Source organism: Erythrobacter sp. (genome assembly GCF_030066995.1).
Taxonomy (GTDB): Bacteria; Pseudomonadota; Alphaproteobacteria; order Sphingomonadales; family Sphingomonadaceae; genus Erythrobacter.
In genome coordinates this window covers 290112-316598 of the sequence record NZ_JASJAP010000001.1, presented here as the reverse complement: position 1 = coordinate 316598, position 26487 = coordinate 290112, and the positions used below count along the sequence as shown (strand labels likewise).

Annotated in this window: 21 protein-coding genes; 3 read left to right on the top strand and 18 right to left on the bottom strand. The window is 61.8% G+C overall.

Going from position 1 to position 26487, the window contains the following annotated elements:
* Positions 1–56: 56 nt before the first annotated feature.
* The 4 genes from frr to rpsB all read right to left on the bottom strand — a co-directional run bounded on the left by frr (position 57) and on the right by rpsB (position 3416).
* Positions 57–614: a ribosome recycling factor gene (gene frr, locus QNI87_RS01550; RefSeq protein WP_300593027.1), complete on the bottom strand. Its 558-nt coding sequence runs from the start codon at positions 612–614 to the stop codon at positions 57–59.
* A 3-nt stretch (positions 615–617) separates the two neighbouring features.
* On the bottom strand, positions 618–1337 hold the full coding sequence (gene pyrH / locus QNI87_RS01545) for a UMP kinase (RefSeq protein ID WP_300593025.1): 720 nt from the start codon (positions 1335–1337) through the stop codon (positions 618–620).
* Positions 1338–1580: 243 nt separating this feature from the next.
* Complete coding sequence (gene tsf, locus QNI87_RS01540) at positions 1581–2507, bottom strand: translation elongation factor Ts (protein WP_300593023.1); 927 nt, start codon at positions 2505–2507, stop codon at positions 1581–1583.
* A gap of 123 nt (positions 2508–2630) precedes the next feature.
* Positions 2631–3416, bottom strand: coding sequence for a 30S ribosomal protein S2 (gene rpsB, locus QNI87_RS01535; RefSeq protein WP_300593021.1), 786 nt, complete (start codon positions 3414–3416; stop codon positions 2631–2633).
* 329 nt (positions 3417–3745) lie between these two features.
* On the opposite strand from rpsB, the gene QNI87_RS01530 reads away from it, so the two are divergent.
* Complete coding sequence (locus tag QNI87_RS01530; RefSeq protein WP_300593018.1) at positions 3746–4015, top strand: hypothetical protein; 270 nt, start codon at positions 3746–3748, stop codon at positions 4013–4015.
* Here the strand turns inward: QNI87_RS01530 and QNI87_RS01525 are convergent.
* From QNI87_RS01525 to QNI87_RS01460, 14 genes are all read right to left on the bottom strand, one after another.
* Positions 3996–4736 carry a phosphatidylcholine/phosphatidylserine synthase gene (locus tag QNI87_RS01525; protein WP_300595277.1) on the bottom strand — a complete coding sequence of 247 codons (741 nt, stop codon included), beginning with the start codon at positions 4734–4736 and terminating at the stop codon, positions 3996–3998. The two genes, QNI87_RS01530 and QNI87_RS01525, sit on opposite strands and share 20 nt — an antisense overlap.
* Positions 4737–4881: 145 nt before the next feature.
* On the bottom strand, positions 4882–5631 hold the full coding sequence (locus QNI87_RS01520) for a phosphatidylserine decarboxylase (protein WP_300593016.1): 750 nt from the start codon (positions 5629–5631) through the stop codon (positions 4882–4884).
* 198 nt (positions 5632–5829) lie between these two features.
* A complete protein-coding gene (locus QNI87_RS01515) occupies positions 5830–6996 on the bottom strand; it encodes a beta-ketoacyl-ACP synthase III (protein ID WP_300593013.1) in 1167 nt (388 codons plus the stop codon).
* 206 nt (positions 6997–7202) lie between these two features.
* Positions 7203–10562, bottom strand: a complete 3360-nt coding sequence (locus QNI87_RS01510; RefSeq protein WP_300593010.1) for a TonB-dependent receptor — start codon at positions 10560–10562, stop codon at positions 7203–7205.
* A 32-nt stretch (positions 10563–10594) separates the two neighbouring features.
* Positions 10595–11320 (bottom strand): hypothetical protein, encoded by a 726-nt coding sequence (locus QNI87_RS01505; RefSeq protein ID WP_300593008.1) that lies wholly within the window; start codon positions 11318–11320, stop codon positions 10595–10597.
* 142 nt (positions 11321–11462) lie between these two features.
* Complete coding sequence (locus QNI87_RS01500; protein ID WP_300593005.1) at positions 11463–12482, bottom strand: sterol desaturase family protein; 1020 nt, start codon at positions 12480–12482, stop codon at positions 11463–11465.
* Positions 12483–12705: 223 nt separating this feature from the next.
* Complete coding sequence (gene atzF, locus QNI87_RS01495) at positions 12706–14478, bottom strand: allophanate hydrolase (RefSeq protein ID WP_300593002.1); 1773 nt, start codon at positions 14476–14478, stop codon at positions 12706–12708.
* Positions 14475–18017 (bottom strand): urea carboxylase, encoded by a 3543-nt coding sequence (gene uca / locus QNI87_RS01490; protein ID WP_300592999.1) that lies wholly within the window; start codon positions 18015–18017, stop codon positions 14475–14477. The genes atzF and uca overlap by 4 nt, the downstream gene beginning before the upstream one ends.
* A 13-nt stretch (positions 18018–18030) precedes the next feature.
* Complete coding sequence (locus tag QNI87_RS01485; protein WP_300592996.1) at positions 18031–18696, bottom strand: urea amidolyase associated protein UAAP2; 666 nt, start codon at positions 18694–18696, stop codon at positions 18031–18033.
* 13 nt (positions 18697–18709) lie between these two features.
* Positions 18710–19564: an urea amidolyase associated protein UAAP1 gene (locus tag QNI87_RS01480; protein WP_300592993.1), complete on the bottom strand. Its 855-nt coding sequence runs from the start codon at positions 19562–19564 to the stop codon at positions 18710–18712.
* Positions 19561–20043: a CopG family ribbon-helix-helix protein gene (locus tag QNI87_RS01475; RefSeq protein WP_300592990.1), complete on the bottom strand. Its 483-nt coding sequence runs from the start codon at positions 20041–20043 to the stop codon at positions 19561–19563. Before QNI87_RS01475 ends, QNI87_RS01480 begins: the two co-directional genes overlap by 4 nt.
* A 13-nt stretch (positions 20044–20056) precedes the next feature.
* Complete coding sequence (locus tag QNI87_RS01470; RefSeq protein WP_300592987.1) at positions 20057–20899, bottom strand: ABC transporter ATP-binding protein; 843 nt, start codon at positions 20897–20899, stop codon at positions 20057–20059.
* Positions 20896–21711 carry an ABC transporter permease subunit gene (locus QNI87_RS01465; protein WP_300592984.1) on the bottom strand — a complete coding sequence of 272 codons (816 nt, stop codon included), beginning with the start codon at positions 21709–21711 and terminating at the stop codon, positions 20896–20898. Before QNI87_RS01465 ends, QNI87_RS01470 begins: the two co-directional genes overlap by 4 nt.
* A gap of 41 nt (positions 21712–21752) precedes the next feature.
* Entirely contained in the window at positions 21753–22838 is a 1086-nt protein-coding gene (locus QNI87_RS01460) for a putative urea ABC transporter substrate-binding protein (RefSeq protein ID WP_300592981.1), read from the bottom strand.
* 210 nt (positions 22839–23048) lie between these two features.
* Between QNI87_RS01460 and QNI87_RS01455 the strand changes: the two genes are divergently transcribed.
* Both QNI87_RS01455 and QNI87_RS01450 read left to right on the top strand, forming a co-directional pair.
* The gene (locus tag QNI87_RS01455) at positions 23049–24008 is read left to right on the top strand and encodes a YncE family protein (RefSeq protein ID WP_300592978.1); all 960 of its coding nucleotides are present in this window, start codon (positions 23049–23051) and stop codon (positions 24006–24008) included.
* 62 nt (positions 24009–24070) lie between these two features.
* The gene (locus tag QNI87_RS01450; RefSeq protein WP_300592975.1) at positions 24071–26482 is read left to right on the top strand and encodes a molybdopterin cofactor-binding domain-containing protein; all 2412 of its coding nucleotides are present in this window, start codon (positions 24071–24073) and stop codon (positions 26480–26482) included.
* Positions 26483–26487: the final 5 nt, after the last annotated feature.

Here is a 26487-nt window from a genome sequence, read left to right as displayed (position 1 = left end):
TTGCTCCAATCCCCCTCCTGACACGTTACATTCGCGGACCTGGCGTCCGGCATAGCCTATTGAGTGAGGATTTCCTGCTCTTTCTTCGCCGCCGCCTCGTCGGTCTGCGCGACATGCGCGTCGGTCAGCTTTTGAACTTCGTCTTCCAAACGCTTGCGCTCGTCCTCGGAGATTTCCTTCTTCTTCTCGTCGGCCTTGAGGCTTTCCATAGCGTCGCGGCGCACGTTGCGGATCGCGATCTTCGCTTTCTCCGCGTATTGCCCGGCGAGCTTGGCAAGCTCCTTGCGGCGCTCTTCGGTCAGATCGGGCATCGGCAGTCGCAGCGTCTGACCATCGATCATCGGGTTGAGACCCAGATTGGCATGCGCGATGCCCTTCTCGACCGCGATGAGGTTCGACTTGTCCCAGACCTGCACGCTGAGCATACGCGGTTCGGGAGCGGAGACGGTAGCGACCTGGTTCAAGGGCATCATCGAGCCGTAAACCTCGACCTGGACCGGATCGAGCAGGCTGGTGTTGGCGCGGCCCGTGCGAAGGCCCGAAAGATCGCTCTTGAGCGCTTCAACAGCGCCGGCCATGCGGCGTTCGATATCCGCTTTGTCATACTGAGGCATTCTTCAGTCCTTTTGTACTATCGTCTGCACGCCCTCGCCTGACAGAACGCGCGCGACATTGCCCTTGTCCCGGATCGAGAAGACGACAATCGGTATGTCGTTCTCGCGGCACAGCGCAACGGCGGTCGCATCCATGACTTTCAGGTTCTGGCTGAGGACATGGTCGTAAGTGATTGTGTCAAAACGGGTGGCTTCGGGGTTGTGCTTGGGATCGCTGTCATAGACCCCATCGACACTGGTACCTTTCAGCAGCGCGTCGCAATTCATCTCCGCCGCGCGCAAAGCCGCGCCGGTGTCGGTGGTGAAGAAGGGATTGCCGGTGCCCGCGGCAAAGATGACGATCCGCCCTTTCTCAAGATGCCGTTCGGCGCGGCGGCGGATGTAGGGCTCGCACACGGAAGACATCGGGATCGCGCTCTGCACCCGCGTCTGCACGCCAAGCTGTTCGAGCGCGTTCTGCATTGCGAGCGCGTTCATGACGGTTGCGAGCATGCCCATATAGTCGCCCGTCGTGCGATCGAGCCCCCGCGCCGCGCCCGAAATCCCGCGAAAGATGTTGCCGCCCCCGATGACGAGGCACACTTCAAGCCCGGTATCCTTGGCCGCCTTCACCTCTTCGGCAAGCCGCGCGACGTATTCAGGGTCGATGCCGTAATCCTGCTCGCCCATCAGCACCTCGCCCGAAAGCTTCAGGAGAATGCGCTTGATGTCGGGCATGGGCATGGATCGGGTGCTCTTTGGCCGGGAATATCGTTGGCGCAGCCCTTAGCGAGGCTCATCCGGATGCGCAAAGGGTAAGCCTGAGAACCTGCGAAAAACAAAAAACCGCTCGCCCTGAGCGTGTCGGAAGCGAAGCTGACCGGAGATCAACGGCCGTTCATCAATTCGAGCGCTGCGCTCAAATCGAAAAAGGGCGGTGCTTCGACACGCTCAGCACGAGCGGTAATCGGGGGCAGATGCCAAGCCTTAGCCACCAACGGCAGCAGCAACCTCTGCCGCGAAGTCGCTTTCTTCCTTCTCGATGCCTTCGCCGAGTTGGAAGCGGACATAGTCCACAAGTTTGATCGACGCGCCGGCTTCCTTGGCGACGGACGCCACGTGCTGTTCCACGGTGGCCTTGCCGTCCTTCACGAAAATCTGGCTCAGAAGCGCGTTTTCCTTCGCGTATTTCTTGATCGCGCCTTCGACCATCTTTTCCTGCACGTTCTCGGGCTTGCCGCTTTCGGCGGCCTTTTCCTGAGCGATGGCGCGCTCGCGCTCTATGATCGCGGGATCGAGACCCTCAGCGTCCAGCGCCTGCGGGAACATGGCCGCTGCGTGCTGAGCGATATCGGTGCCAAGTGTTGCAAGAACGTCTGCCGAAGCGTCGCCTTCGAGCGCCACGAGCACGCCGATCTTGCCGAGGCCTTCGGCGGCGGCGTTGTGCACGTAGGAGACGACCGCGCCCTGCGAGACGGTGACGGTCTGCATGCGGCGCACCTGCTGGTTTTCGCCGATCGTCGCAACGTTGTCGGTCAGCTTGTCGGCCACCGTACCGCCATCGGGATAGGGCGCAGCCTTGAGCGCTTCGACATCGTCGCTGTCCATGGTTAGCGCGACCGCCGTGGTCTTGCGCACGAAGTCCTGGAACTTGTCGTTCTTGGCGACGAAGTCGGTTTCGGAGTTGACTTCGACGGCCACGCCCTTGGTGCCCTGAATGGCAACGCCGACAAGGCCTTCAGCCGCCGTGCGGCTTGACTTCTTCTGAGCGGTGGCGAGGCCCTTGGCGCGCAGCGCGTCGACGGCGGCTTCGATATCGCCATCGGCTTCGGTCAAGGCCTTCTTGGCGTCCATCATGCCCGCGCCGGTCTTTTCGCGCAGCTTCTTCACATCGGCGACGGAGAAATTGGCCATGGGGATTGGTCCTTTTCGTATGGTGTTGGGGGCGCCGGACATTAGTCACCCCTCGGGTGTGTCCGGCGCGCTAGATTGTAAATGTGACGCGCGATTGACGCGTCGTGAGGCAGATGCCGAGGCTTAGGCGCCAGCCGCCGGGGCTTCTTCCGCCGGAGCCTCAGCGGTCGGCTCAGCCGGTGGCTCAGCCATCGCGCCAACATCCGCGCCGGAATCCGCAACCGCGCCGCCGCGACCCGCGGTCGCCGCATCGCCGATCGCCTGGCAGTAGAGCCGCACCGCACGGCTGGCGTCATCGTTGCCCGGAACCGGGAACGCGATGCCGGTCGGATCGACATTGGTGTCGAGCACCGCGATCACCGGAATGCCAAGCACGGCGGCTTCCTTGATCGCGAGGTCTTCCTTGTTGGCGTCGATCACGAACATCACGTCGGGCACGCCGCCCATATCGCGGATGCCGCCGAGCGACATCTCAAGCTTGTCACGCTCGCGGGTGAGTTGGAGGACTTCCTTTTTGGTGAAGCCACTGGTGTCGCCCGAAAGCTGCTCTTCGAGGGTCTTCAGGCGCTTGATCGAGCCCGAGATGGTCTTCCAGTTGGTGAGCATGCCGCCCAGCCACCGGTGGTTCACAAAGTGCTGACCCGACGCGCGCGCAGCCTCGGCGATCGGCTCCTGCGCCTGACGCTTGGTGCCGACGAACAGCACTTTTCCGCCTGCACGCACGGTTTGCTCGACGAAATCGAGCGCACGCGCGAAGAGCGGCACGGTCTGCGACAGGTCGATGATATGAACACCATTGCGCGCGCCGAAGATGTACGGCTTCATGCGCGGGTTCCAGCGGTGGGTCTGGTGGCCGAAGTGTGCCCCGGCCTCGATCAATTGCTGCATGGTGACGGTGGTGGCCGCCATAGTTCAATTCCTTTCCGGTTCGTCCTCTGGAAAGCTGGAACCTGTCGGCGGAGATCCCGGTCGGGAGCGCTTTGGGGCACCGGTATGTGATGCTTTCCATGTGAATTTCGTCAGAGCCGCGAACGTGATTCGCGCTGCGTTTCCAACGAGGGCGCGGCCTTAGACGCGCTGATCCACAAAATCTAGTGCAAACCGCATGGTTGGAACACAAGCGGAACAAATAGACTTGACGCGTGAGAACAGTTGGTGAACACACGGGCGGAACAAAATCGGAACCCACAGGGCAACACCCCCCTTACGCTTCGATGAACCTTGAAAGGACCAACGCCATGCTGCTTTCGATCTTTATCTCCGCGCTGTTCACGATCGCAGCCCTCGCTGCTGCGCTGAGCCTTCGCGACAGCTGGGTGCGCCTTTGTCTGTTGTACAGCGCGCTGAAGTCCGAGCGGGCGCTGCTCGACGCTGGCTTCGTGCCGCAGGTGGCGGCGCAAAGCATGCGTTTGCGCAGCGAGCCTTATCGGCGTCACTTTGCGCAGCGCGCGGCAACGAGAGACGCGACCGGCAAGGCTGCGGGGGGTTCTATTCGGGACGCGGGCTGAGTTCGGTCGCTTCGCGCGCACGGCGGCGCTTGATAACGCCATACTTGAACAAAGCGTAAGGCATTAACAGCAGGTAGGTCGCGCTGATCGCGGAAAGGGTCCACCAGGGTTCAAGCAAGAGCGCGGCAAAGACGAGAGTGAGGAGCGCGATCAGCCACAGGCGAATACCGCGTCTTGGTCGCACAGCGCCCCAGCTAAGCGTCGCCATGTTCGAGATCATGAGCGCGGCGATCGCCGACACCCACACTGCCATCAGCACCGGATCCCGAAAGAAATCGAGCTGGGTTTCCTGCCACAGATAGAACGGCGCGAAGGCAAGGCCTGCTCCCACAGGCGCAGGAACGCCGGTTAGAAAACCGGCGGATTTGTGCGGTTGGTCATCGGTATCTATCTGAGCGTTGAAACGGGCAAGGCGCAAGGCGCAGCAGATGGCAAAGGCCAGCGCCGCGAACCAGCCGAAGCGTTCCAGATCCTTGAGCGACCACAGGAACAAGATGATGGCGGGAGCCATGCCGAAGGACAGCGAATCCGCAAGACTGTCGAGCTCCGCTCCGAACCGGGACTGCGCGTTGAGCAACCGCGCGATGCGCCCGTCAACACCGTCAAGAACGGCGGCAAGCACCACGGCGAGGATCGCGTAAGACCACGCGCCATCAATCGCAAAGCGCACACCAGTCAGGCCAGAGCACAGCGCCGCCGCGGTGATCGCGTTCGGCAGCATGGCGCGCAGCGTGAGACCGGAACCGGCGCCGACGACCCGCTCGTCGTCCTCATCCTCTGCGGCCTTGGGACCGACGCGCGAGACCAGGTTTGCCCGGCTCTTGCGAGACGGAAGCCGACTCAAGTTGGAGACCTTGGCGCGAGGATCACTGGGCAATCCCCTCCAGCAATCCCTGGGAGCCAATCTCGGCCAGCACGGTTTCACCGGCAATGACCTTCTGGCCAAGCAGAATCTTGGGGTCAGTCCCGGCGGGAAGATAGACATCGACCCGGCTGCCAAAGCGGATCAGACCGACCCGCTGACCCTTGGCAACCGTGTCGCCCGGCTTCACGAACGGCACGATACGACGGGCAACCAGCCCGGCAATCTGGGTAAAGCCCACAAGCGCGCCGTCGCCGCGCTCGACCAGAATGTGCTGGCGCTCGTTCTCTTCGCTTGCCTTGTCGAGATCCGCGTTCATGAACTTGCCCGGCATATAGACCAGCCGCCGCACGGTTCCCGCAATCGGCGCCCGATTGATGTGCACGTCGAACACACTCATGAAGATCGAAACGCGCGTGACCGGGCCCGGAGGCAGCCCGCGCGTGCCCGAACCGTCCTCTACCTGAAGCTCGAGCGGAGGTTCGACGACACTGATCAGCGAGACGAGCCCGTCGGCGGGCGCAACGATCGCGCTCTCCGCCTGCGGAACAACGCGCTCGGGATCGCGGAAGAACGCGAAAACCCACGCCGACACTCCCAGCATCAGCGCAAACGCAAACACCCAGCCAAAGAACAGCGGCACCAGGCTTATACCCAGCGCAATGACGCCAAATTTGCGACCTTCGGGGTGGATCGGCGGCCATGACCAAACGGCATCGCCGCGCCCCTGATTATCAAGAATTTCACCTGCCATGCCTCCCACTTAGGACGCCCCCGCGCGCCCGGCAAGCAAGCGGGTTTGCATCGGGCGGGCATAACAGGTCCGCGAGCGCATCAACCGAGCCGCAGACGCTGCCCCCAGCGGCGCAACCCTCCTTGAATTCTCGGGTAAGCGCTTGGCTTGGTGCGCGCTGGCACGAAGCTCGCGGGCCGTTCGATGCTGGAGGCAGCCTCAGGCCGCTTTGCGCACAAACACCGCGCCAGCCGAATAGCCCGCGCCAAAGCTGCAGATAAGCCCGGTGTCGCCGGCGACCAGATCATCGCTGTTTAGGTGAAACGCGATGATCGAGCCCGCGCTCGACGTGTTCCCATATGTGTCGAGCACGGTGGGGCTTTCATCGGCATTCGCTTCGTGACCCAGCACGCGCTGCGCGATCAGCCGGTTCATGCCCGCATTCGCCTGATGCAGCCACAAACGCCGCATTCCCGCTGCGTCGATCTCGAGCCGCTCCGCTTCTTCAAGGATCATTTCCGCGACCATCGGAACCACTTCCTTGAAAACCTTGCGCCCTTCCTGGACGAAAAGCTTGTCCGGCGCTCCGGCGGTCTCCGGATGCGCGCGATTGAGGAAACCGAAATTATTGCGGATGTTGTTGGAAAAGACCGTCTTGAGCTTGGTGCCCAGAATGTCCCAGTGTTCCCTGGGCGCTATCGCCGCGTCCTCGACCAGCACGGCAGTCGCCACATCGCCGAAGATGAAGTGGCTGTCGCGATCGCGCCAGTTGAGGTGGCCCGAGGTGATTTCCGGGCTTACGACCAACACCGACTTGGCGTTGCCCGCGCGAATGTAGTCGGCGGCGGTCTGAAGGCCGAAAGTCGCTGACGAGCACGCGACATTCATGTCAAAGCCAAAGCCTTCGATCCCGAGCGCTTGCTGGATCTCGATCGCCATGGCTGGATAGGCGCGCTGCATGTTCGAGGCCGCGCACAGCACCGCATCGACATCTTCGGGGGCTCGCTCCGCGCGATCGAGCGCCTGGCGCGCGGCGATGACGCCGATTTCGGCCATGATCGAGAGTTCTTCGTTGGGCCGTTCGTCAAGGCGCGGACACATCGTGTCGGGATCGAGAATGGGGGCTTTGCTCATCACATGGCGCGCCTTGATACCGCTCGCCTTCTCGATGAATTCGACCGAGGAATGCGCCAGCGCCTCAACCTCGCCCGCTGCGATGGCATCGGCGTTGGCGGCGTTGTGGCGATCGACGAAAGAGTTGAAGCTGGCGACCAGTTCCTCGTTGGTGATCGTCTCCTCGGGCGTGAAGAGCCCGGTGGCGGAGATGACGGGACGTCCGGTCAATGCGATCTCGGTCGCGGCTTTGGTGGGTGCGGTGCTTGCCATGGGGCGCGGGCTTTAAAGCGGCGGCTGAAAGGCTTCAAGAGCGAGGGAGGCGCGAGCTGAGGATTGGAAGGTGTGATCACCGATACATCGGACCGTTTCCCGCATCCCAGCTCTCGCTACCCCGCCACCAAAGAGCCGGGGCGGAAGATCGCTCCTCCGCCCCGCCTCTTTTGTTTGGGGAATTGGCCTTGGCCAGCTTCCCCGCGTCAAAACGAGCCTGTGAGACCCAAGAAGAAGAAACGACCGCGGGGACTCACGGGACGCGAGAGGCTGCCCAGGAACGGCTCTGCGTCGAACAAGTTATTGACACCGCCGAAGACTTGGAGCCTGTCGGTCGCTTCGAACGTGATGTTGATGTCATGCTCAAATCCGTCACCAGTGTTCAACTGCGATTCGTCGAGCACACCTTCGTTCGATACAAGCACAGCTTGGCCATCGATAATAACCGCGTCTGTTGCGTCACCGTTTGAAATCTGGAGGCTCGAGTCTTCCCAGCGAGTACGCCAGCCGATGTTCAGGCGGTCGATTTTCCAGTTTGCGCTGAAGTTAACGATCCATTCCGGCACGCCAATAACTCCAAGCAAGTCGCTTTCGCTTCCCTGATCGACGATAAGCAACTGCTGCTGAAGGGGGTCGGTTTCGTCGGCGATGGTCTGTTGGATGACCGGATCTCCTTCGGTGAAACGCTCAAGGAAGCGCGTACCCGCGGCTCTAAGCATAAACATGCCCCAGTCCCCGTCACCAAATGGCGCATCGAAAGCATACCGAGCCTCAAAATCAACACCGCGTGCACGAAGCACTTCCAGGTTGATGTTACCGGACGTGAAGCCAACAATCGCGCCGCCGCGATTAGGGTCGCGTTCGATCGCATCGCAGAACTGGTTGTCTGTCGAAGGCAGGTCGACGCAGGCCTCGGCAATCTGCTGGCCCGTCAGGCTTCCAATCGCGTCCTCAATCTCAATGTCGTAGTAGTCGACAATAAGGACGAGATTGTCCAGCGCGCCGCCCAGTATGCCTCGGGGCTGGAAGATACCGCCAATCGTGAAGCTGTCGGACGTCTCTTCGGTCAGGTTGGGGTTGCCGCCATCGGTACCGGTGGAGAAGGCGGTGAGAAAGTTCGCGGAATCGAAACCTTCATCAACAAACGTCAGACAGTTTGCAACGCGATTGCTGGACCCGTTGTTGATGTTGCCATCATCGCACGGATCGGCATCCACACCAATCTGGGCCACGCCCTGCGGCGCATAGAGCTCGCTAATGTTTGGTGCGCGGATGGCACGTGAGAGCGTACCGCGGAACGTCAACCAATCCACCGGGCTGTATTGAGCGCCAAATGAGTACGTCTCTGTTGTGCCGATCGTGTTGTAATCGGAATAACGCCCTGCGGCCGTAAACTCCAGATTCTCGACAAACGGGATGCCACCAAGAACCGGAAGACGAACCTCTCCGAAGAGTTCCCAAACACGAATGGTTTCACCGTTCTCTGGCGAATCGAAAAGAGGAGCGTTCACGTTCTCAATCACACGGCCTTCGATCGATTCGAAGCTGTCGCGCGTGAATTGCGATGCATCGCGCCGCCACTCAAAACCGGCCGCGAAACCAACAGGGCCGCCAGGCAGTTCGAACAAGTGCTCGGTATCACCAGACAGAACCGCGAGAAATTGCTGCTGCTCAATGGTTGTGTCCTGATTGATGTCAACGAACGAAAACTCGAGCCCTTGGCCCTCAAAATCGCCAATCAAGTTGATGGGCGCGCAGGTACCATCGCCAATCTGGAAAGTCACCGGGCGGGTCCGACCGCTGACATCTACGCCATTGATGACCGTCCCTTCCTCATAAGTCGGCGGTCCACCAACCAGAAAGGGCTGGTTGGAAGGCGCTGGCACACCGGTTACTTCGGCGCGGCAGACGATATCTCCTACCTGCGCGTTGCCCTCGTTGATCTCGATATACTCATTTCCACGAAGGGCCGTTAGCGTGCCAGAGCCGCTTTCGAAATTGAATATTGGATCGGTGCCATTCACGTTGTCCTCGGTAAGTGCAACGGCGTCGATCGCAGTGAAGTAGCGGTCATTGATCCGCTGATTCCGTCCAGTATCATCGACCTGTGTACGGCCCCAAGTGTAGCTTGTTTCGAAGGTTACATTGCTGTCGGGTGAATCCCAGCGCAGACCCCCTGATGCGCGGATCGTTGAGCGCTCTATGTCGGTTCCGCGACCTGTGTCCGAAGCTAGGTTGTCCCTGGCGACGCCAGCGAACGAGGCGTCCAACTCGTCAAATTGGGACTGAAGCTGCGGAGTGAGAAATGGATTATCTGCGGCTAGTGTAAGGTCATCCGCGAACGGAATACCCGACGTGTCGGTTGTCTCTACGTATTGAAATTTCGCATCAGCAAAGAACGTGATGTTGTCAAAAATCTCGTAGTCGAAACCGGCCGCCGCGACGATGCGAGTCTGCTCGGGAATAAGAGTAAGCGTCGGATCGTTAATTGGGATACCATCGCCGCCGCTGGCGTTGAACGCGCTGGTCGATATACCCGGATTGTACGCGCGAAGCTCTCCGGTCTCCGGATCAATAATCTGCAGGATGGGAATGTCGGTTCCCGTGAAGGTCGGGACCGTGTCGGTCGCTGGGTTAAAGTTTGTCGCTACCTCGGGGCCGAAAGCGAGCCTATCGAACGGGAACCCATCGATCGCAATGATGCCTGATGTGCTGGAGACCGGAAGGGTGCGGTCTGGAATGAAGGCGTTTTCAGTCCCCGGAGCCAATCCAAGCTGCTCGTTGAGGAAGTCATTGCTTTGCCCAAAGGCCGCGCTTCCCTCTCCCGCCGCAAAATCACGATCACCCGCGAGAACGGAAGTGCTGTGCGAGTACTCGAGCGCGAAAACAGCGCTACCGCGTCCATCCTCAAAAGTGCCGCCACCAGCGATGGAGCCGAGGAACTCTTCTGCGTCCCCCTCGTCGCTGATGCCCGTTTGTAACCGAAATTCGAGACCGTCAAAATCGCGCCCGGTTCGAGTTATGTAGTTCACAACACCCGAGACAGCGTCTGCACCGTACACGCCCGAGGCGCCACCTGTGAGGATCTGCACTTCCCCTATAAGGGCCGTGGGTATCGCACCAACGTCGACGGTGGCTGTGCCCGCAACGCCCGGCACGTGGCGGCGACCGTCCTGAAGAACAAGCGTCCTGTTCGACCCAAGAGAGCGCAAGTTTAACGTACTCGCGCCCGAGAGCGCCAAACCTTGCGCGCTATCAAGGGTCGCAGGATCCGATCCTTGCAGCGCCGGAATCTCACGAAGCGTTTGTGTTATGTCGATTTCACCAGCTTGCAAAAATTGCTCAGCGGTAATCACCTGAACCGGGCTTTCTAAAGCGGTAGCCGAGTCCACCGCGATGCGCGAACCGGTTACGACGATCCTTTGCTCTTCTTCCTCTGCCTCGTTATCGCTCGTAATCGTCTCCTGCGCGCTCAGCGGGGTCGCCATCAAAGCAAGACCCGAGACTGACAACAACGAAGCCGACAAAAAGCCTTTCCGACCGTATGTGTTTGATTTGTAATTCATATTAGCCCCCTGTTTTTCCTTTCAAGTTTAGTCTAGTTCGACCGTTCTTCCCCTGTTGAAGCGAGCGCGCTGCCCGCTTCCTTTTCTGTTGAGTTCTGAGAGAATTGATCGCCGGCCGGCCCTGCGAGGGCCGCGCGAAATGTGCGTTTGAGCAGATACGGCTCGAGCACGCGGCCAACGGCGTAGATGGCGAAGAAGATGCCAGCGAACACCCACGCCGTCGTCGGCGAATGATTGCCTTCGACTTCGTCTTCGCGCCCCTCACGCGCCGCCTTGTCCTGATCTTCTTCGCCGGGTTGTTTGGGCGCAGGCGCGCCAAGAAGCTGGTCAATCCAGTGGAGTTCGATCACCTCATCGGCCTCGCCCTCGCTTTCGGCTTCCTCTTTTTCCTTCTCCGCCATTTCGGCAATAACGGCCGGCTTCTCGATTTCGTTGATCAGCCAGGCAAACCCGCCAAAGGCGAGGAACGCGAGAGGGGCAAGAAAGCACAAGAACAGCGCGGTGCTGGTGACATCATAGGCTAGATGCTTCGCGCCATCGTGATCGACGACCGAAAGGGTTCCTGCGGTAAAGGTGGCCAGCTTGTCCTGCGCGGCGGGATTCGTCTTTTGATAGGTCAGCGTGTCGCCCGAAATCGTGAATTCGGTGCCTTGAGTTCGCAGGAGCGGATCAAGCCGACCAAAGACCTCACTCGCCGCAAACGGTTCGTCGAGCTCGATCGAGCTCTTCACGCGCCAGACGCTATCGATGTAAGGCATTCGGACTTTCATGCACTCCACAATTCTTCGTTCGCGGACCAAAGGATCCACGCTCCCGCAAGCGCGGGTCGAACACGGGTCTCCTTGTTCTAAAAAGGCGCAAGATCGCCGCTATTCGGCGATCAGCGCGGCTTTCCCTGTTTTATTCAGCTGGTTCTTCTTGTTGCCCCTGCCCCTGGTTGTTCGGTGTGCCGGCAGCCCTCATTCGCTGCGCGGCGCCCTTGTATGATCGAAGCGCTTCACTGAACGGGAACAGCATCGTCTCACGGATATCCATCCGCCGTCCCCCATCCATGCCGAGCACTTCGGCTTCCCCATCGACACATGTGCCGAACACGCGGTCCCAGATGATCCAGGTCGCCGAATAGTTGCTGCGGGTTGCCTCATAGTCCTGCGAGTGGTGAACGCTATGATGCTCAACCGTGTTGAAGATGTAACGCCACCACGCCGGCGTGTTGAAGCGCACATTGATGTGCTGATAGATCGAAACGGTCATCCCGATCGCGCCCGCCAAAAGGAAGGCGCGCGGCAGAAAGTCGAAGAAGCCACCCACGCCAAGCCCGATCAGGAACAACTCGATCGGATTGCCAACCGCGCCCTTGTTGATGTTGAGCTGGGTTATGTAGTGATGCGGCGCGTGGGTCAGCCAGAGCGGGTACCAATTGTGCATCCCGCGATGCATCCAGTATTGCCCGAAATCGAAGATCATCGAGATCGCCAGCGCCTGAACGAGCAAAGGCATTCCCGTGAACCAGGTGAAGTCCTCCCACGAAAGCCAGCCCTGGATGGCGCCAACGATCACGCCGTCACCGATATAGTGATCGACCATGCGAAGGACGGTGTAGCCAAGCGAGACGTAGAAGACGTCGGTCGCGAATTCTTTCCAGGTCAGTTTCCAGCTGTCGTATCGCGGATTAACCCACTCAAGCCCGAGCAGAAGGACCCGAAAGCCCAGCCCGATCATGAACATGGTGGAGGCAACCACGAGGGAGTTGGGGCCCCAATAAACAAACGCCAGCATGGCGAAGAGGCAAAACGGCTGAAAATAGGTGAAGACGAACTGCTTGATCGGCCCACCTTCGACCCGGCCGATATTGTCCCAGCCGACGGTCACGGGAGCGTCCGCTCCGATCACTCGATTTCCGACCTGCACACCGGCCATGCTTGATCACCCCTGATCGACGGGCTTTTGGCCCAGAGAAACGAAGCCGCGCCAACCCGCTCAGGTGGTCGACACGTCCTGATCCCTCTCCCGTGCGCGTTTTTGTTCGTGCTTAGAGCCCAAGAGGTATCGATATTAAGGAAAGCGTCAAGCGTAACATTCCACAATGGCGCCGAATAGGAATCGATTTGTTGCAGATTTGACGCACTAACGAAACATTGTTTCAGGATTGCGATTTATCAATATAAGCTCGCCATCCACCAAGCGCAGTTATGTCTTCCGCCCCTTCGGTCGCGCGCGGCTCGGCGACAAACCCCTTAACGCTTGATCCGTCGGCCAACGTCACGGTCCCGATCGCGAGCGGGGCGGGCACTTCGGCGGTAAAGCTGCCAAATTCGGCGACCCCCAACTCGTAAACCTCAACCTTGATCGCCGCGCCCTCGTTCGAGTGCACCAGAGCGGGTTTCGGCGGGACACTGTTGGCAATCGCGTAGAGCCGGTAGGTCGGCGCGGTTTCAAACGCCCCGACGAACGTCGCATCGCGCGAGGTCAATTGCCAGTGGAGCGGCATGTCCTTCAGATGGGCACCAACAACGACCAGTTTCACGGTTTCCATTCTTCCCTCCAGATCGAGCGGCGGCGCAGGCGGCAAATTGGCCGCCTCAAGATAGGTTTCAGCGGCGTTGATCAGCGCGTGATCGCTGTGCGCAGGCCCTATTAGCGTAATGCCGAAGCCGGTGGCGTCCTCGCGCGCACCGGCGGGGACCGCGAGCGCCGCCATATCGAGCAGATTGACGAAATTGGTGTAACGCCCGAAGTGGCTGTTGAGGGCGACAGGCGCTTTCGCCAGCTCGCGAATGCGATAGGTCGTGCCCGTTGTTGGAAACGCCAGCAGATCGACCGCCTCCCACATCGCCTCGGCCTCGCGCTGGATTTCGGCGAGGCGGTACGCGCCCTTGAAAGCCTCGACCGCCGAAATGCGCAGCCCCGGCTCGACCACTTCGCGGACGACCGGATCGATAGCCTCGGGATTGCCGACAAGCAGCGTCTCAATCGCCGCCGAGCGCTCCGCAACCCATGGGCCTTCGTAAAGCAGTCGCGCCGCCTCGTTGAGCGGCTCGATGTTGATCTCGACCAGCTCCGCGCTTCGTACGAGGGTATCCAGCGCCTTGCCGTAAAGATATTCAGAAGCGGCGTCGCCAAACCAGGCGCGCTGGTCAGGGCGAGGGACGCCGATCCGCCGAACCGTCAGGCTGCGGTCTTCGAGCGGCCGCGAATACGGATCGTTCGCGTCGAAACCCGCCGCAACCTGATCGACCAGCCGCGCATCGGTGAGCGTGTCGGTCAAGACGGTGATGCAATCGAGCGTCCGGCACGCGGGCACAAGACCGCTCGTGCTCCAGCGGCCTTTGGTGGGTTTCAACCCGACCAGATGGTTGAAGGCCGCCGGCACGCGGCCCGACCCCGCCGTGTCGGTGCCCAGCGCAAAGCCGACGAGGCCTGCGGCCACAGCCACCGCTGATCCCGAACTCGACCCGCCGCTTACAAAATCGCGGTTGTAGGCGTTGGCAGGCGCGCCATAGGGGCTGCGCGTGCCAACAAGTCCGGTGGCAAATTGATCGAGATTGGTCTTGCCCACGCAGATCGCGCCCGCCGCGAGCAGTTTTTCGACGACCGGCGCCGAATTTTCGGGCGAATAGGCAAAGGCCGGGCAAGCGGCGGTCGTCTCGAAGCCGGCAACGTCGATATTGTCCTTCACCGCAAAGGGCACACCGGCCAAGGGAAGCGTTTCACCCGCCGCGACGCGCTCATCGACATTGCGCGCTGCGGCGATAACGGTCTCAGGTTGCGCGCGGCTGATCCAGACCTGAGGTTGCACTGCGTCGTAGGCCTTTATCCGAGCGATTGCGTCATGCGCAATTTCGACCGCGCTTTTTTCGCCACTTTGGACCGCCAAAGCAATCTCGGCGGGTCTGAGGCGGCTGAAATCGGTCACGCCTGCGGCCTCAGCGCCAGCATCGCCGCGCCCGGTTCCACCGGCTGGCGTTCCGCTGTGTAAAGCGCCTCGACCGTGCCGCTGATGGGGCTTTCGAGCGGGCTTTCCATCTTCATGGCCTCGATCACCGCGATCGTCTGCCCCGCTTCGACGCGGTCACCCTTGCCCACCAGCAATTTCCACACGCTGCCGCCAAACGGCGCCTCGATCAATTGCGCGCCCTCGGGGATATCGATCGCTGCGGCCTCTGCGCCGTCAACACCCACTTCAACAAGCTGCGAGACGCGGTCGAACTCGCCGCTCGCCTCCCAGGCGGCGCGCTCGGCGTCGAAGGCGGCCTGTCGGCGTCTCTCATAGGCCTCGATCGAAGCGGCGTTGTCGGCCAGGAAAGCGCGGTGCTCGGCCAGGCTGAAGGTGGACTGTTCGATCTGGATGGACCGCCGCCCGCTGTGGAAATCGCGGCGCCACTCGGTCAGCTCATCGGCGCTGACCGGGAAGAAGCGAATCTGATCGAAGAAGCGCAAGAGCCACGGCTTGCCCTCGATGAACGCATCGGTCTGGCGGTAAGTGTTCCAGACCTGAATGGTGCGCCCGAACAGCTGATAACCGCCCGGCCCTTCCATTCCGTAGATACACATATACGCGCCGCCAATCCCGACAACGTTGGGCGGGGTCCAGGTGCGCGCAGGGTTGTATTTGGTGGTAACGAGGCGGTGGCGCGGATCGACCGGCGTTGCGACCGGCGCGCCGAGATAGACATCGCCCAGCCCCATCACGAGATAGCTCGCGTTGAAGATCACATCCTCGACCGCGAGCGCGTCTTCAAGGCCGTTGATGCGGCGGATGAACTCGATGTTGTCCGGGCACCAGGGCGCGTCATCGCGCACGGCGCCCATATACTTCTCGATCGTCTCACTCGTCGCCGGATCGCGCCAGCTTAAAGGCAGGTGGACGATGCGCGAGGGGATCGAGAAATCGTCGAGATCGCCCAGTTTCTCCTCCGCCTCCAGCAGCGCGGCAAGCGCGCGCGGCTGGTCGAGCGCCTCGCCATCAAAGTGCAGCTGGAGCGAGCGGATGCCCGGCACGATATCGATCACGCCTTCAAGCCGCTGGCCTTCCAGCACGCTCATCAGGGCGTGCACGCGGATCCGCAACTCAAGATCGAGCACGATCGGGCCGTATTCGACAAGGATATTGCGGTCGCCCTGCTGGCGATAGACCGTGTGCGGGCGAGCGCCGTGCGCAGGGCTTTCGTGCAGTATGGGCGATAAGTCCCTGAATTCGCGCGCTGGCGAGCGATCGAGGCCGACCAGCACGAACTTGACCCGATTGCCGGGCGCGAGCTGACCGATCTTCCAGCGATCCTCGGCAATCACCACGAAGGGGCAGACAAAGCCGCCCAGCGAAGGCCCGTCCGGCCCCAGAATGATCGGCATATCGCCCGTGAAATCGACCGCGCCAATTGCGTAAGGGTTGTCGTGAATGTTCGACGGGTGCAGCCCTGCCTCGCCGCCATCCTTGCGCGCCCAACGCGGCTTTGGCCCGACCAGGCGCACACCGGTGCGGTTCGAGTTGTAGTGAACCTTCCAGTCCGCATCGATGAGCGCGGCCACGTCTTCATCGGTGAAGAAGTCGGGGGCGCCGTGAGGACCATACATGACCCGGACCGTCCAGCTGTCGGAAAAGTCCTGCGCAGCCTCGGGGGGTGCCGCCTCGCCGATCTCCTCACCCGCGAGATGCAGCGTGTCGCCCGCAACGAGGCATCGCGCGGCGTGCCCGCCAAACTGGCCCAGCGCAAAGGTGCTGCGACTGCCAAGGTAGGAGGTGATATCGAGCCCGCCTGCAAACAGGATGTAGCCGCGCGAGCCTCCGCCCGAGACGCGGCCAAGCGCCAAGGTCTGGCCGGCGGCGACATCGAAGGGCGCACCACGCGCCACCGGCTCGCCGTCCAGCCTCGCGCCGAAATCCGCCCCGGTCAGACACAGCCGCGCGGGCGCGTTGAAGACCAGCGCCGGGCCCGTAAACGTCACTTCGAGCCCCGCTGTGCCCTCCGGGTTGCCCAGCGCCCGATTGCCCAGCCGGAACGACCGGTCATCCATCGGCCCGCTGGGTGGCACGCCGACATCCCAAAGCCCCTGGCGTCCGGGCCAATCCTGCACCGAGGTCGCAGCGCCACCGGAGAGGACGCGGAAACTGGCTGGCGCGTAGGCGACGCCTTCCAGAAGCTTTGTGTGAACCTCCCCGCTCACGAACCCCGCATGGCGCACCACATCGCGCAGCCAGCGCAGATTGGTCTCTATCCCGCCGATCCGGCTGTCATCGAGCGCTGCCTGGATCGCTCCAATCGCGGCCTCGCGATCCGGCGCGTGCGCGATCAGCTTGGCGATCATGGGATCGTACCACGCGCTCACTTCGCTGCCCGGTTCGCACCACGTGTCGGCGCGGATTTCGGCGGGGAATTCCAGATTGGTGATCGTGCCCGTCGTCGGGCGGTAATCGAGCGCGGGGTCTTCGGCGTAAAGGCGCACCTGAACGGCGTGCCCGCGCGGCGCTGGTGGGCCGGCGTCGAGCATGGCGAAGTCGCCGACAGCGCCCCGGATCATCCACTCCACAAGGTCGAGGCCCATCACCTCCTCGGTGACGCCGTGTTCGACCTGGAGCCGGGTGTTCATTTCGAGGAAGTAGTATTCCCGGCGTCTGGCATCGAAGAGGAATTCGACTGTCCCGGCTGAGCGGTATCTGGCCCCCTGGGCAAGCCGCACGGCGGCGGCGATCAGGCCTTCGCGCAACTCGTCCGACAGACCGGGCGCGGGCGCTTCTTCGACCACCTTCTGGTTGCGGCGCTGGAGCGAGCAATCGCGTTCGCCCAAGGGGACAACGCGCCCCTCGCCATCGCCAAAGACCTGGACTTCGATGTGGCGCGCCTCAGGGATGAAGCGCTCCAGGAACACGCCGGCATCGCCGAAATTGCCTTTGCCAAGACGCACGACGCTTTCGAAGTTTTCGCGCACGGCGGCTTCGTTCTCGCACACCCGCATTCCTATACCCCCGCCCCCGGCGGTGGCCTTGAGCATGACGGGAAAGCCGATGGCGTTTGCCGCTCTCACCGCGTCTTCGGCGTCGGTCAGCAGGTCCGTGCCCGGTGCAAGCGGGACGCTGTTTGCCTCAGCCAGCGCGCGCGCCGAGTGCTTAAGGCCAAAGGTTCGGATATTCTCAGCCGTGGGCCCAACAAAGCCAATGCCGTTCGCGGCGCAGGCCTCGGCGAACTCGGCGTTCTCGGCCAGAAAGCCATAGCCTGGATGGATCAGGCCAGCACCCGTGGCTTTGGCGGCGGCGATGATCGCCTTTGTGTTGAGATAGCTTTCGGCAGCGGGCGCCGGGCCGACGCGCACAACCTCATCCGCTTGGGCCACGTGCAGGGATCCCGCATCGGCGTCCGAGTAGATCGCCACCGATTTGAGGCCCATGGCCTTGAGCGTCCGGATGATCCGTGTCGCGATCGCCCCGCGATTGGCGACAAGAACCGTATCGCGGTTCATCAACCGATCCACATCATGTGGTGATGATCATCCGCACGGGCGTGGGATTGAAACCGTTGCACGGGTTGTTGATCTGCGGGCAGTTCGAGACCATCACCACCACGTCCATCTCGGCGCGCACATCGACGGTGAGCCCGGCGGCGGAGATACCATCGACAATGCCCAAAGACCCGTCTTCCATCACGGGCACATTCATGAAGAAGTTTATGTTGGAGACGATGTCGCGCTTGGTCCGCCCTTCGGGCAGGCTGGCCTTCAGATAGTTCTCGACGCAGGCGTGCTGCGACTTGGTAAAGTGGCCATAGCGCAGCGCGTTGGATTCGACCGAGCACGCCCCGCCGATCGTGTCGTGATAGGCGACCGAGGTATCGGTGATGGTCATCATCGCGCGCCCTTCGTTCGAGCGCAGGATCGAGCCCTTGCGCAGGAACAGGTTGCCTTGGGCCGCGACCGTGTCCTGCGCGCTGTAGCGTTCGGTGTCGTCTTCTTCGGAGTAGATCAGCAGATCGACCGCCTGATTGCCTTCCAGATCGACAATGCGCAAAGTCTCGCCGCGCCTGACCGGATGGACCCAGAAATGGCGCGCGGGCACGGTCTCATCGTAGATGACTGCGCCGCTCAGGCCTTCGAGCGCCTTGTCACCAGCGGGGGTGTCGGTCGTCAGAGTGTCGGTGGTCACGTCATTCACTCCTTTAGCGGCGGTAATAGTCTTCGACATTGAGGTAGGCGCGATAGGCCTCGGGTGTGTGGTTGCGAACGGGGTCGTCTTCCGGCGTGATCGGCCCACGCCAGGCGGTGGCGCGCAGCGGGGTGACGGTCCATTCTTCGCGCGGGTCCATCACATGCGGGCAATTGGCGATCACCAGCATCAGGTCCATCTCGGCGCGCAGGATTACCTGACGGCCCGGTTCGAACGGTCCGATCTGCGGGGTGATGGAGCCGTCTTCCTCGATCACCGCGCCCTTGAACAGGTTGACGCAAGGGTGCACGTCCTTGCGGCCCAGACCGTGCTTGCCAACGCCCAGCAGGAAGCGGTCGCGCGTGTTCAGGAAGTAGCGCCCTTTCTTCTCACCCTTGCCATACTTGGCGCCGCTCAATTCCTCGTTCGACGCGCCGCAAAAGCCATCATGCGTCCCCGCCGTGTCCTCCAGAATACTCATCAGCACGCGGCCCATATCGGATAGGAACAGTCTGGCCTTCCCCTCACCAACGCCGAAATAGCCGTTCCACTGGACCTTGACGGTATCGGCGATATTGAGCCGCTCGGTCGGCATTTCGGCGTTGAAAATCTGTAAGCTGGCGCAGGCATCGCCTTTGAGGTCGATCAAACGCAGCCGCCCGCCGCGATTGATCCGGCGGATCGCGTAGCCGCCGGCGGCGATGGTTTCTTCCCAGATGAGATCGTCCTGCGAAACACCCTCGGGCAGATCATCCGCGCGAGGTGGCAGGATCGGCATGGATTCAACCAGTGTGCTGCCCAGCGAGCGCGCGTGCTCCTTGGCCGCGATCGGATCCGCGAGGGTTGGACCGGGCGAATTGGCCGTCACGCAGCGACTCCCTTTCTGGGCGTGGGTGTATCGTGACCCTGCTCATGCAGCGGCGGGAGAAGCGATGTGGTGGTTACAAGCTGCAACTGACGCACGCCGCGCACGCTGCGCAGCGCGTCGCACAGGTCTTCGAGGCGCTGGGCCGGACCCTGCACGAGCAAGACCTCAAGCGATTGATCGTTCTCAAGAAAGACGTGCTGGGAGGAGATGACCTCCTTCAGGAATTGCTGCTGTTTGCTCGCAAGCTGCTGGCGCGCGCCGCCCTGATCGCCGCGATAGACAAGCGTGATAGTGCCCGCGAGCATCTCTTCGGGGTGCCGTTCGGCCTGGTGGTCTGCCACTGCACGGCGGATGAGCTGGGCGATCATCTGCGAGCGCGAGGGCATATCGCGCTCTTCGACCATTGCGTCGAGATGCCGAAGGAGTTCGGCGGGAAGGCTCATCGATAGGCGAGCAAGACTGGCGGGATCGGATGCCATGGCGATTGTCCTCTCAGGTGTTATTTATTTTGTCAATCGTAATACCGGAAACAGGCTCAGGGCTGGTTGAAACCCCCGCTCCCGGATGTGTTTCATCAACTTGCGCGGCGGCGAGCCTGGCCTCTCTTGCGAGCCTTCTATCGAGCGTGAGGTCGTAGACGACCGTCGCGCCAAAGCGACCCGGCGCGTGCGGGTCGACGCGCGACTTGTCGAGTGTCAGCACCCGCGTGCCCAGCGAAAACGCTTCCTGAATATCGTGGGTGACCATCAGGATGGTCAGCGAATGCTCGCGCCACAGCCGAGTGATCAGCGAGTGCATGTCCGCGCGAATGCCGGGATCGAGCGCGCCAAAGGGTTCGTCGAGCAACAGGATCCGTGGGCGCTTCACCAGCGCCTGCGCGATGGCAAGACGTTGCTGCATCCCGCCCGACATCTGCGCGGGGTAGAGATTCATTGCATCGCCCAGCCCCACCGCCTTGAGCATGTCCTCGGCCTGCTCGACCGCCGCCTTGCGCCGTGCGCCGAACAGCCGTCCGGTGAAAGTGGCCTGTTCGCATTCGAGCCCGAAGATCGTGTTGCCCAGCACGGTGAGGTGCGAGAACACCGAATAGCGCTGAAACACGACGCCGCGATCGGGCGTGCATTTGGGCTGCAACGGTTTTCCATCGAGCGTGATCGTCCCGCGTGAGGGCGCGTCCTGGCCCAGCACCAGCCGCAAGAGGCTGCTCTTGCCTGCGCCCGATGGGCCGACCACCGAGACAAACGCGCCTTCATCGATGTCGAGATTGACGCGCTCGAGCACGATCTTGTCGCCGTATTCGACCCAGACATTACGAAGGGATAGCGCCGCGCTCAATGGCTTGGTCCCTGCGCCCAGGGGTAAAGGCGGCGGCTGCTTGTCGCGAGCAACCAGTCGATCGTCGCGGCCAGAACGGCAATCCAGACAACGTAGGGAAGGATCACGTCCATCGCGAGGTAACGGCGAACGAGAAAGATGCGATAGCCAAGGCCCACATCCGATGCGATCGCCTCAGCCGAGATCAGGAACACCCATGCCGGGCCAAGCGACAAGCGAAGCGCCTGAATGAGGCGCGGCATGGCCTGTGGCAACGCAAACCGCAGCATCAATTGCCAGGTGCTCGCGCCCAGCGTTTGCGCCTTGACGATCTGCTCGCGCGGGAGCGAGGCGATGTAAGCGGCCAGATCGCGGACCATGAAAGGCGCGATGCCGACCACGATCAGCGCCACCTTCGCGGTCTCGCCGAGGCCAAAGACGATGAACAGGATCGGCAGAAGCGCAATCGGGGGGATCACGGCGATACTCGTGACGGTCATCCCGAAGGTCGCGCGAAAGGTTGGCAAAACGCCGAGCAGCAACCCGACAACCAGCGCGCTGAGCGTCGAGATAAGCAGGCCCAGGCCAAGGCGCTGAAGACTGGCGAGAGTGTCGGACCAGAACAGGTATTCACCGGAAAGCTGGTCTTTCTCGAACACCAGCCCAGCCATCGCCTCCACCATCGCCGACGGCATGGGCGTGATCTTTTCCGCTGGATTGATCGCGTTGCGATCGGCCGCCACCACCACGTAGAGCAGGATCAAAATCAGGATCGGCAACAGGCCAAGGAGCACCTTGTTCCCGCGCCATCCTGGGCTCTTGAGCCAGTCCATAGCTCTCCTATCGCGCATGCCGCCCGAACCGGGGGCAGCGATCAGAGTTCGCCGTCCGCCGCCATCTGCATGTAGGTCGCGTCGAAGCGAAGCGTGATGTTGCTTTCATTGCCCAGCGTCTTGCCGCCGGGAAACTCCATTCCAATGGCTTCCGCTGAATTGGCGCCTTGGCCGAACAACCCTTGCGAGAAGCTGAAATCGCGCACCCGTGTCATGGTTTCGATCATCGCCTCATTGGACGTCGCGGCCACCGCCGCCGCCGGGTCAGCGTAGAGATAGGTCGTCTCCAGCTGACCCTCGAAGGTCTCGGTGTCCGTCCCCGCCAGCTTGGCCATCGCCGCGCGCGCGGCCTGTCCTTCTTGCGTGTCTTGCGTGATCAACGCCATGGTCTCGTACCAGATGCCCGCAAGCGCCTGGCCCAGTTTCGGGTTGGCTTTCAGCAAACCGGTGTCCACCACCAGCAGATCGACGATCTCGCCCGGAATATCCGCGCTGCTGAAGACAAGACTGGCCCCCGGCGTCGCTTTCATCGTCGCGAGTTGAGGGTTCCAAGCCACCGCGGCCGTGACGTCGGGCGAGGTGAACGCGCTCGCGATGTCCGCGTCCGAAGTGTTGACTGTGTTTACATCGACCATCTTGAGGTCCGCGCTTTCGAGCGCGCGCGCGAGCAAATAATGCGATACCGAAAGCTCGACCAGATTGACCTGCTTGCCTTTGAGTGCAGCCATGCTGTCTGAGCCCTTCAGCAAGATACCGTCATTTCCGTTCGAATAATCACCCACGATGATTGCACTCGTGTCCTTGCCGCCCGCCGCCGGGATCGTCAGGGCGTCCATGTTGGCAACCGTCACGCCATCGAGCTGGCCGGCGGTAAATTGGTTCACCGATTCAACATAGTCGTTGACCTGCACGAAGTTGATTTCGATGCCGTATTTCTCTTCCCACTTGTCGACGATCCCCGCTTGATCGGCGTAGGGCCAAGGCATCCAGCCCGCGTAGATCGACCAGCCAATGTTGAACGTGTTACGCTCAAGCTCGGCCTCGTCAGGCGATTCAGAACACGAAGCCAGAGCCATGGCGAAGCCGATCGTCACAAGGTAGAGAAGGCGGCGCAGTGCAGTCACCATGAATTGTTTCCTTTCGCGATCGCAACATCGCGCTATTCGACCGCGGTGTCCATCGCAAAGTTATTACCGTTGTCATCTCTGGTAATATCCATATGCTGCGTCCAGGGCCTTGCGCCAAGCCAAGGCTTCCAAAATCAAGATGTCCGGGAGGGCGTGCCTCGATATGCGAAAAGCGCTGCGTAAGCGGCGGCTCACGCCGGGAGTAAACTGATGAGACGAACGCTCGCCCTGCCCTTTTTCCTCGCTGCCAGCGCCTGTGCCTCCGAACCCGCGCCCCCTGATCCCGGCAAACTTGCTTTCGACGAAAAGGTCATCGAAGTGCCGGGCTTTGTCGACTTCCTGGTGATCGATGGAGATACGGTATGGGCCACCAACGCGACCTCGCGCGAAGAGGGCATGGTTGAACAATGGTCGACCGACGGCAAGATCGCCTCGGTAGCCATGCCGCGCCCGTGCGGCACCATGGCGCTGGCTGAGGGCTTCATCTGGCAAGCCAGCTGCCCCGAGCTGAAAGTCTACAAGATCAATACGAAAACCGCCGAGATCGACGCAATTCTCGACACCGGCCTCGCCGAGCCACGCGGCGAAACCAATGTGGTCTCCGGCGCGGGCTCGGTGTGGGTACCGACCGACGCTGATGGCGTGATCTCGCGCATTGATCCAACGACCGACACCGTGATCGCCGCTATCGAAACCGCGCCCGGCACATTCTTCCTTGCCTTCGGCGAGGGCGCGCTGTGGGCGGTGGCCAGCGAAGAAAGCCTGCTCCAGCGCATCGACCCGGAAACCAACGCGGTCACGGGCTCGGTCAAGCTCGGCGCGCAGCCCGGCTTCCTCACGGCTGGCGAAGGCGCGGTCTGGGTTCAGGAACAGGGTGATGGGACGGTCGCCAAGGTTGATCCCGACACCCTCGAAGTCATCGCACGCACCAAGGTGGGCGACAGCCTGCTCTACGGCGATATCGATGTCGCTGATGGCAAGGTCTGGCTGCGCACCACCGAGGACCAGACCTTTGTAGTGCTCGAAGCCAGCACCGGCGAGATCATCGCCCGCGTGGGTCGCCCCGAAGGCAGCGGCGCGATCCGTTATTCACCCAACGGCGTATGGACGTCCGCGCATGATGTGGATTCGATCAATTGGTGGACGCCTGCTACACCAGCGATCGAATAGGGCCATTGCAAAGCCCCTGATTGAATCGCGGGGCGAGGGATCGAACAAAAGGAGAGCGCGGCATGTTTCTTCGCGAAATGGGAATTGTTCCAGGGGGCGAGGCCGACAGATCCTCTGCAAGCGGACACGCATCGCTCACCAATCTGAGTCCCCATCTCGCCCGGCGTGGTTTTCTGGGCGGTTCGGGTGTCTTCGTGCTCGGCCTGACTCTGGCTGGCTGCAATTCCTACGTCGAACCCGAGGTGGACGCCGATGCGTTCGATCTGGGCGATCCCGGCGCAAGCCCACTGACCGAGGTTAAGGGGGGCGACGCAACGCCCTCTTTGTGGATCGCGATCGAGGAAGACGGCACGGTCAAGATCACCTGCCATCGCTCCGAAATGGGCCAGCAGGTCTGGACCTCGATGGCGCAGATCGTCGCTGATGAGCTTGAAGCCGACTGGGACAAGGTCGCCATCGTCCAGGCCGAGGGGCATGAGCGCTACGGCGATCAGAACACCGATGGCTCGCGCTCGGTGCGCTACAATTTCCACCGCCTTCGGACCGCAGGGGCGGCCATGCGCCAGATGCTGACACAGGCCGCCGCGCTGTTCTGGGAAGTCGACGCGTCGCAGTGCACCGCTGAGGCGGGCCTTATTCGCAACACGGACAGCGGCGAGACGCTTTCCTACGGCAACCTTGCCGAACTGGCGGCCAAGCTCCCGGTACCCGCCGAGGACGCCGTCACCCTCAAAGAGCCGGAAGAATGGCGTTTCATCGGAAAGGAAGTGCCCTCACTTACCATACCCAAGATCACACGCGGCGAAGGCGAATTCGGGATCGATGTCGATGTGCCCGACATGGTCTACGCGGTTATCGCGCGTCCACCTCAGGTCTTCGGGCGCGTCGGCAGCGTCGATGAAACCGCAGCTCTTGCAGTGCCCGGCGTGCTGCAAACGGTGCGCTTGCCCGATCCCAGCCCGCCCGCTCTGTTTCAACCGATGGGCGGGGTGGCGGTGATCGCCAAGGACACATGGGCGGCCATTCAGGGGCGCAACGCGCTCAAGCTGGGATGGCGCGATGGCCCGAACGCGGCCTATGATTCCGATGCGTTTGGAGAGGCGCTGAGAGCAACCTCGCGCCGCGAAGGCACAGTCCGGCGCTCGCGCGGCGATGTTGACGCGGGCCTTGGCGCGGCAGCGAAGACGATCACGGCCGAGTATTACGCCCCCCATCTCACCCAATCGCCCATGGAGCCGCCCTCGGGCACTGCGCGCTGGACCGACGATAGGCTGGAGTGCTGGGGCTGCGTGCAGGATCCTCAGGAAACGCGCAACGCCCTCTCCGAGGCTCTTGGAATTGATAAGGAAAAGATAACAGTCACGCCAACCTGGCTCGGCGGCGCGTTTGGCCGAAAGTCCAAGCCCGACTTCATGATCGAGGCCGCGCTGCTGGCGAAGGAAGTCGGAAAGCCGGTCAAAGTGACCTGGACGCGTGAAGACGATGTACGCCACGGCTTCTATCACGCGGTGAGCGCGCAGAGGATGGAAGCAGGCCTCGACGAAAGCGGAAACTGCACCAGCTATCTGCACCGCACGACCTTCCCATCGATTTCTTCGACTTTTGCCAACGGCGTCACAAGCCCCAGCGCCGGCGAGCTCGGGCTAGGCGCGACCGACGTACCCTTTGCGATACCCAATCTCAGAGTGGAGTCGGGAGAGGCCAGAGGGCACGTTCGCACCGGGTGGCTGCGCTCGGTCTGCAACGTCTTCCACGCCTTCGCGGTGCAGAGCTTTGCCGGCGAGCTGGCCCACGCGGCGGGCAAGGATCAGAAGGATTACCTGCTCGAACTCATTGGGCCAGACCGGATCATCGATCCGGCATCCGAGGGCGCGGAATACGGGAATTACGGAGGCTCGTCCGAGGAATACCCGATCGAGACCGCGCGCCTGAAAGCTGTCGTCAACAAAGCCGCCGACATGGCCGGATGGGGCCGCCAACTGCCCGATCGACACGGTCTGGGAATTGCGGTGCACCGGTCCTTCCTGGCCTACGTCGCGACGGTCGTTGAGGTTGAGGTTAGCCCGGAGGGCGACCTCGCGATACCGGGCGTCTGGGTCGCGCTTGATGCGGGCACGGTCATCAATCCGCGCCACGTGCGCGCGCAAATGGAAGGGGGCACGCTTTACGGCCTATCCAACGCGCTCTACGGCGAAATTACGGCCAAGAACGGCGCGATTGTGCAGGACAACTTCCCCTCCTGGCGTCTGATGAAGATGGCCGAAGCGCCGCGCGCCTTTGAGGTGGAGATCATCCGATCGAACAAGCCGCCAGCGGGAGTAGGCGAACCGGGCACGCCCCCCGCCGCGCCCGCGCTCGCCAACGCCATATTCGCAGCGACAGGGACGCGTCTTCGCACCCTGCCATTGATCGGAGCGCGCGGTTCGCGCCTGCCTCTGTCCAGCGAAACGAACGCCGACACCCAAATCGCCTGACCCGA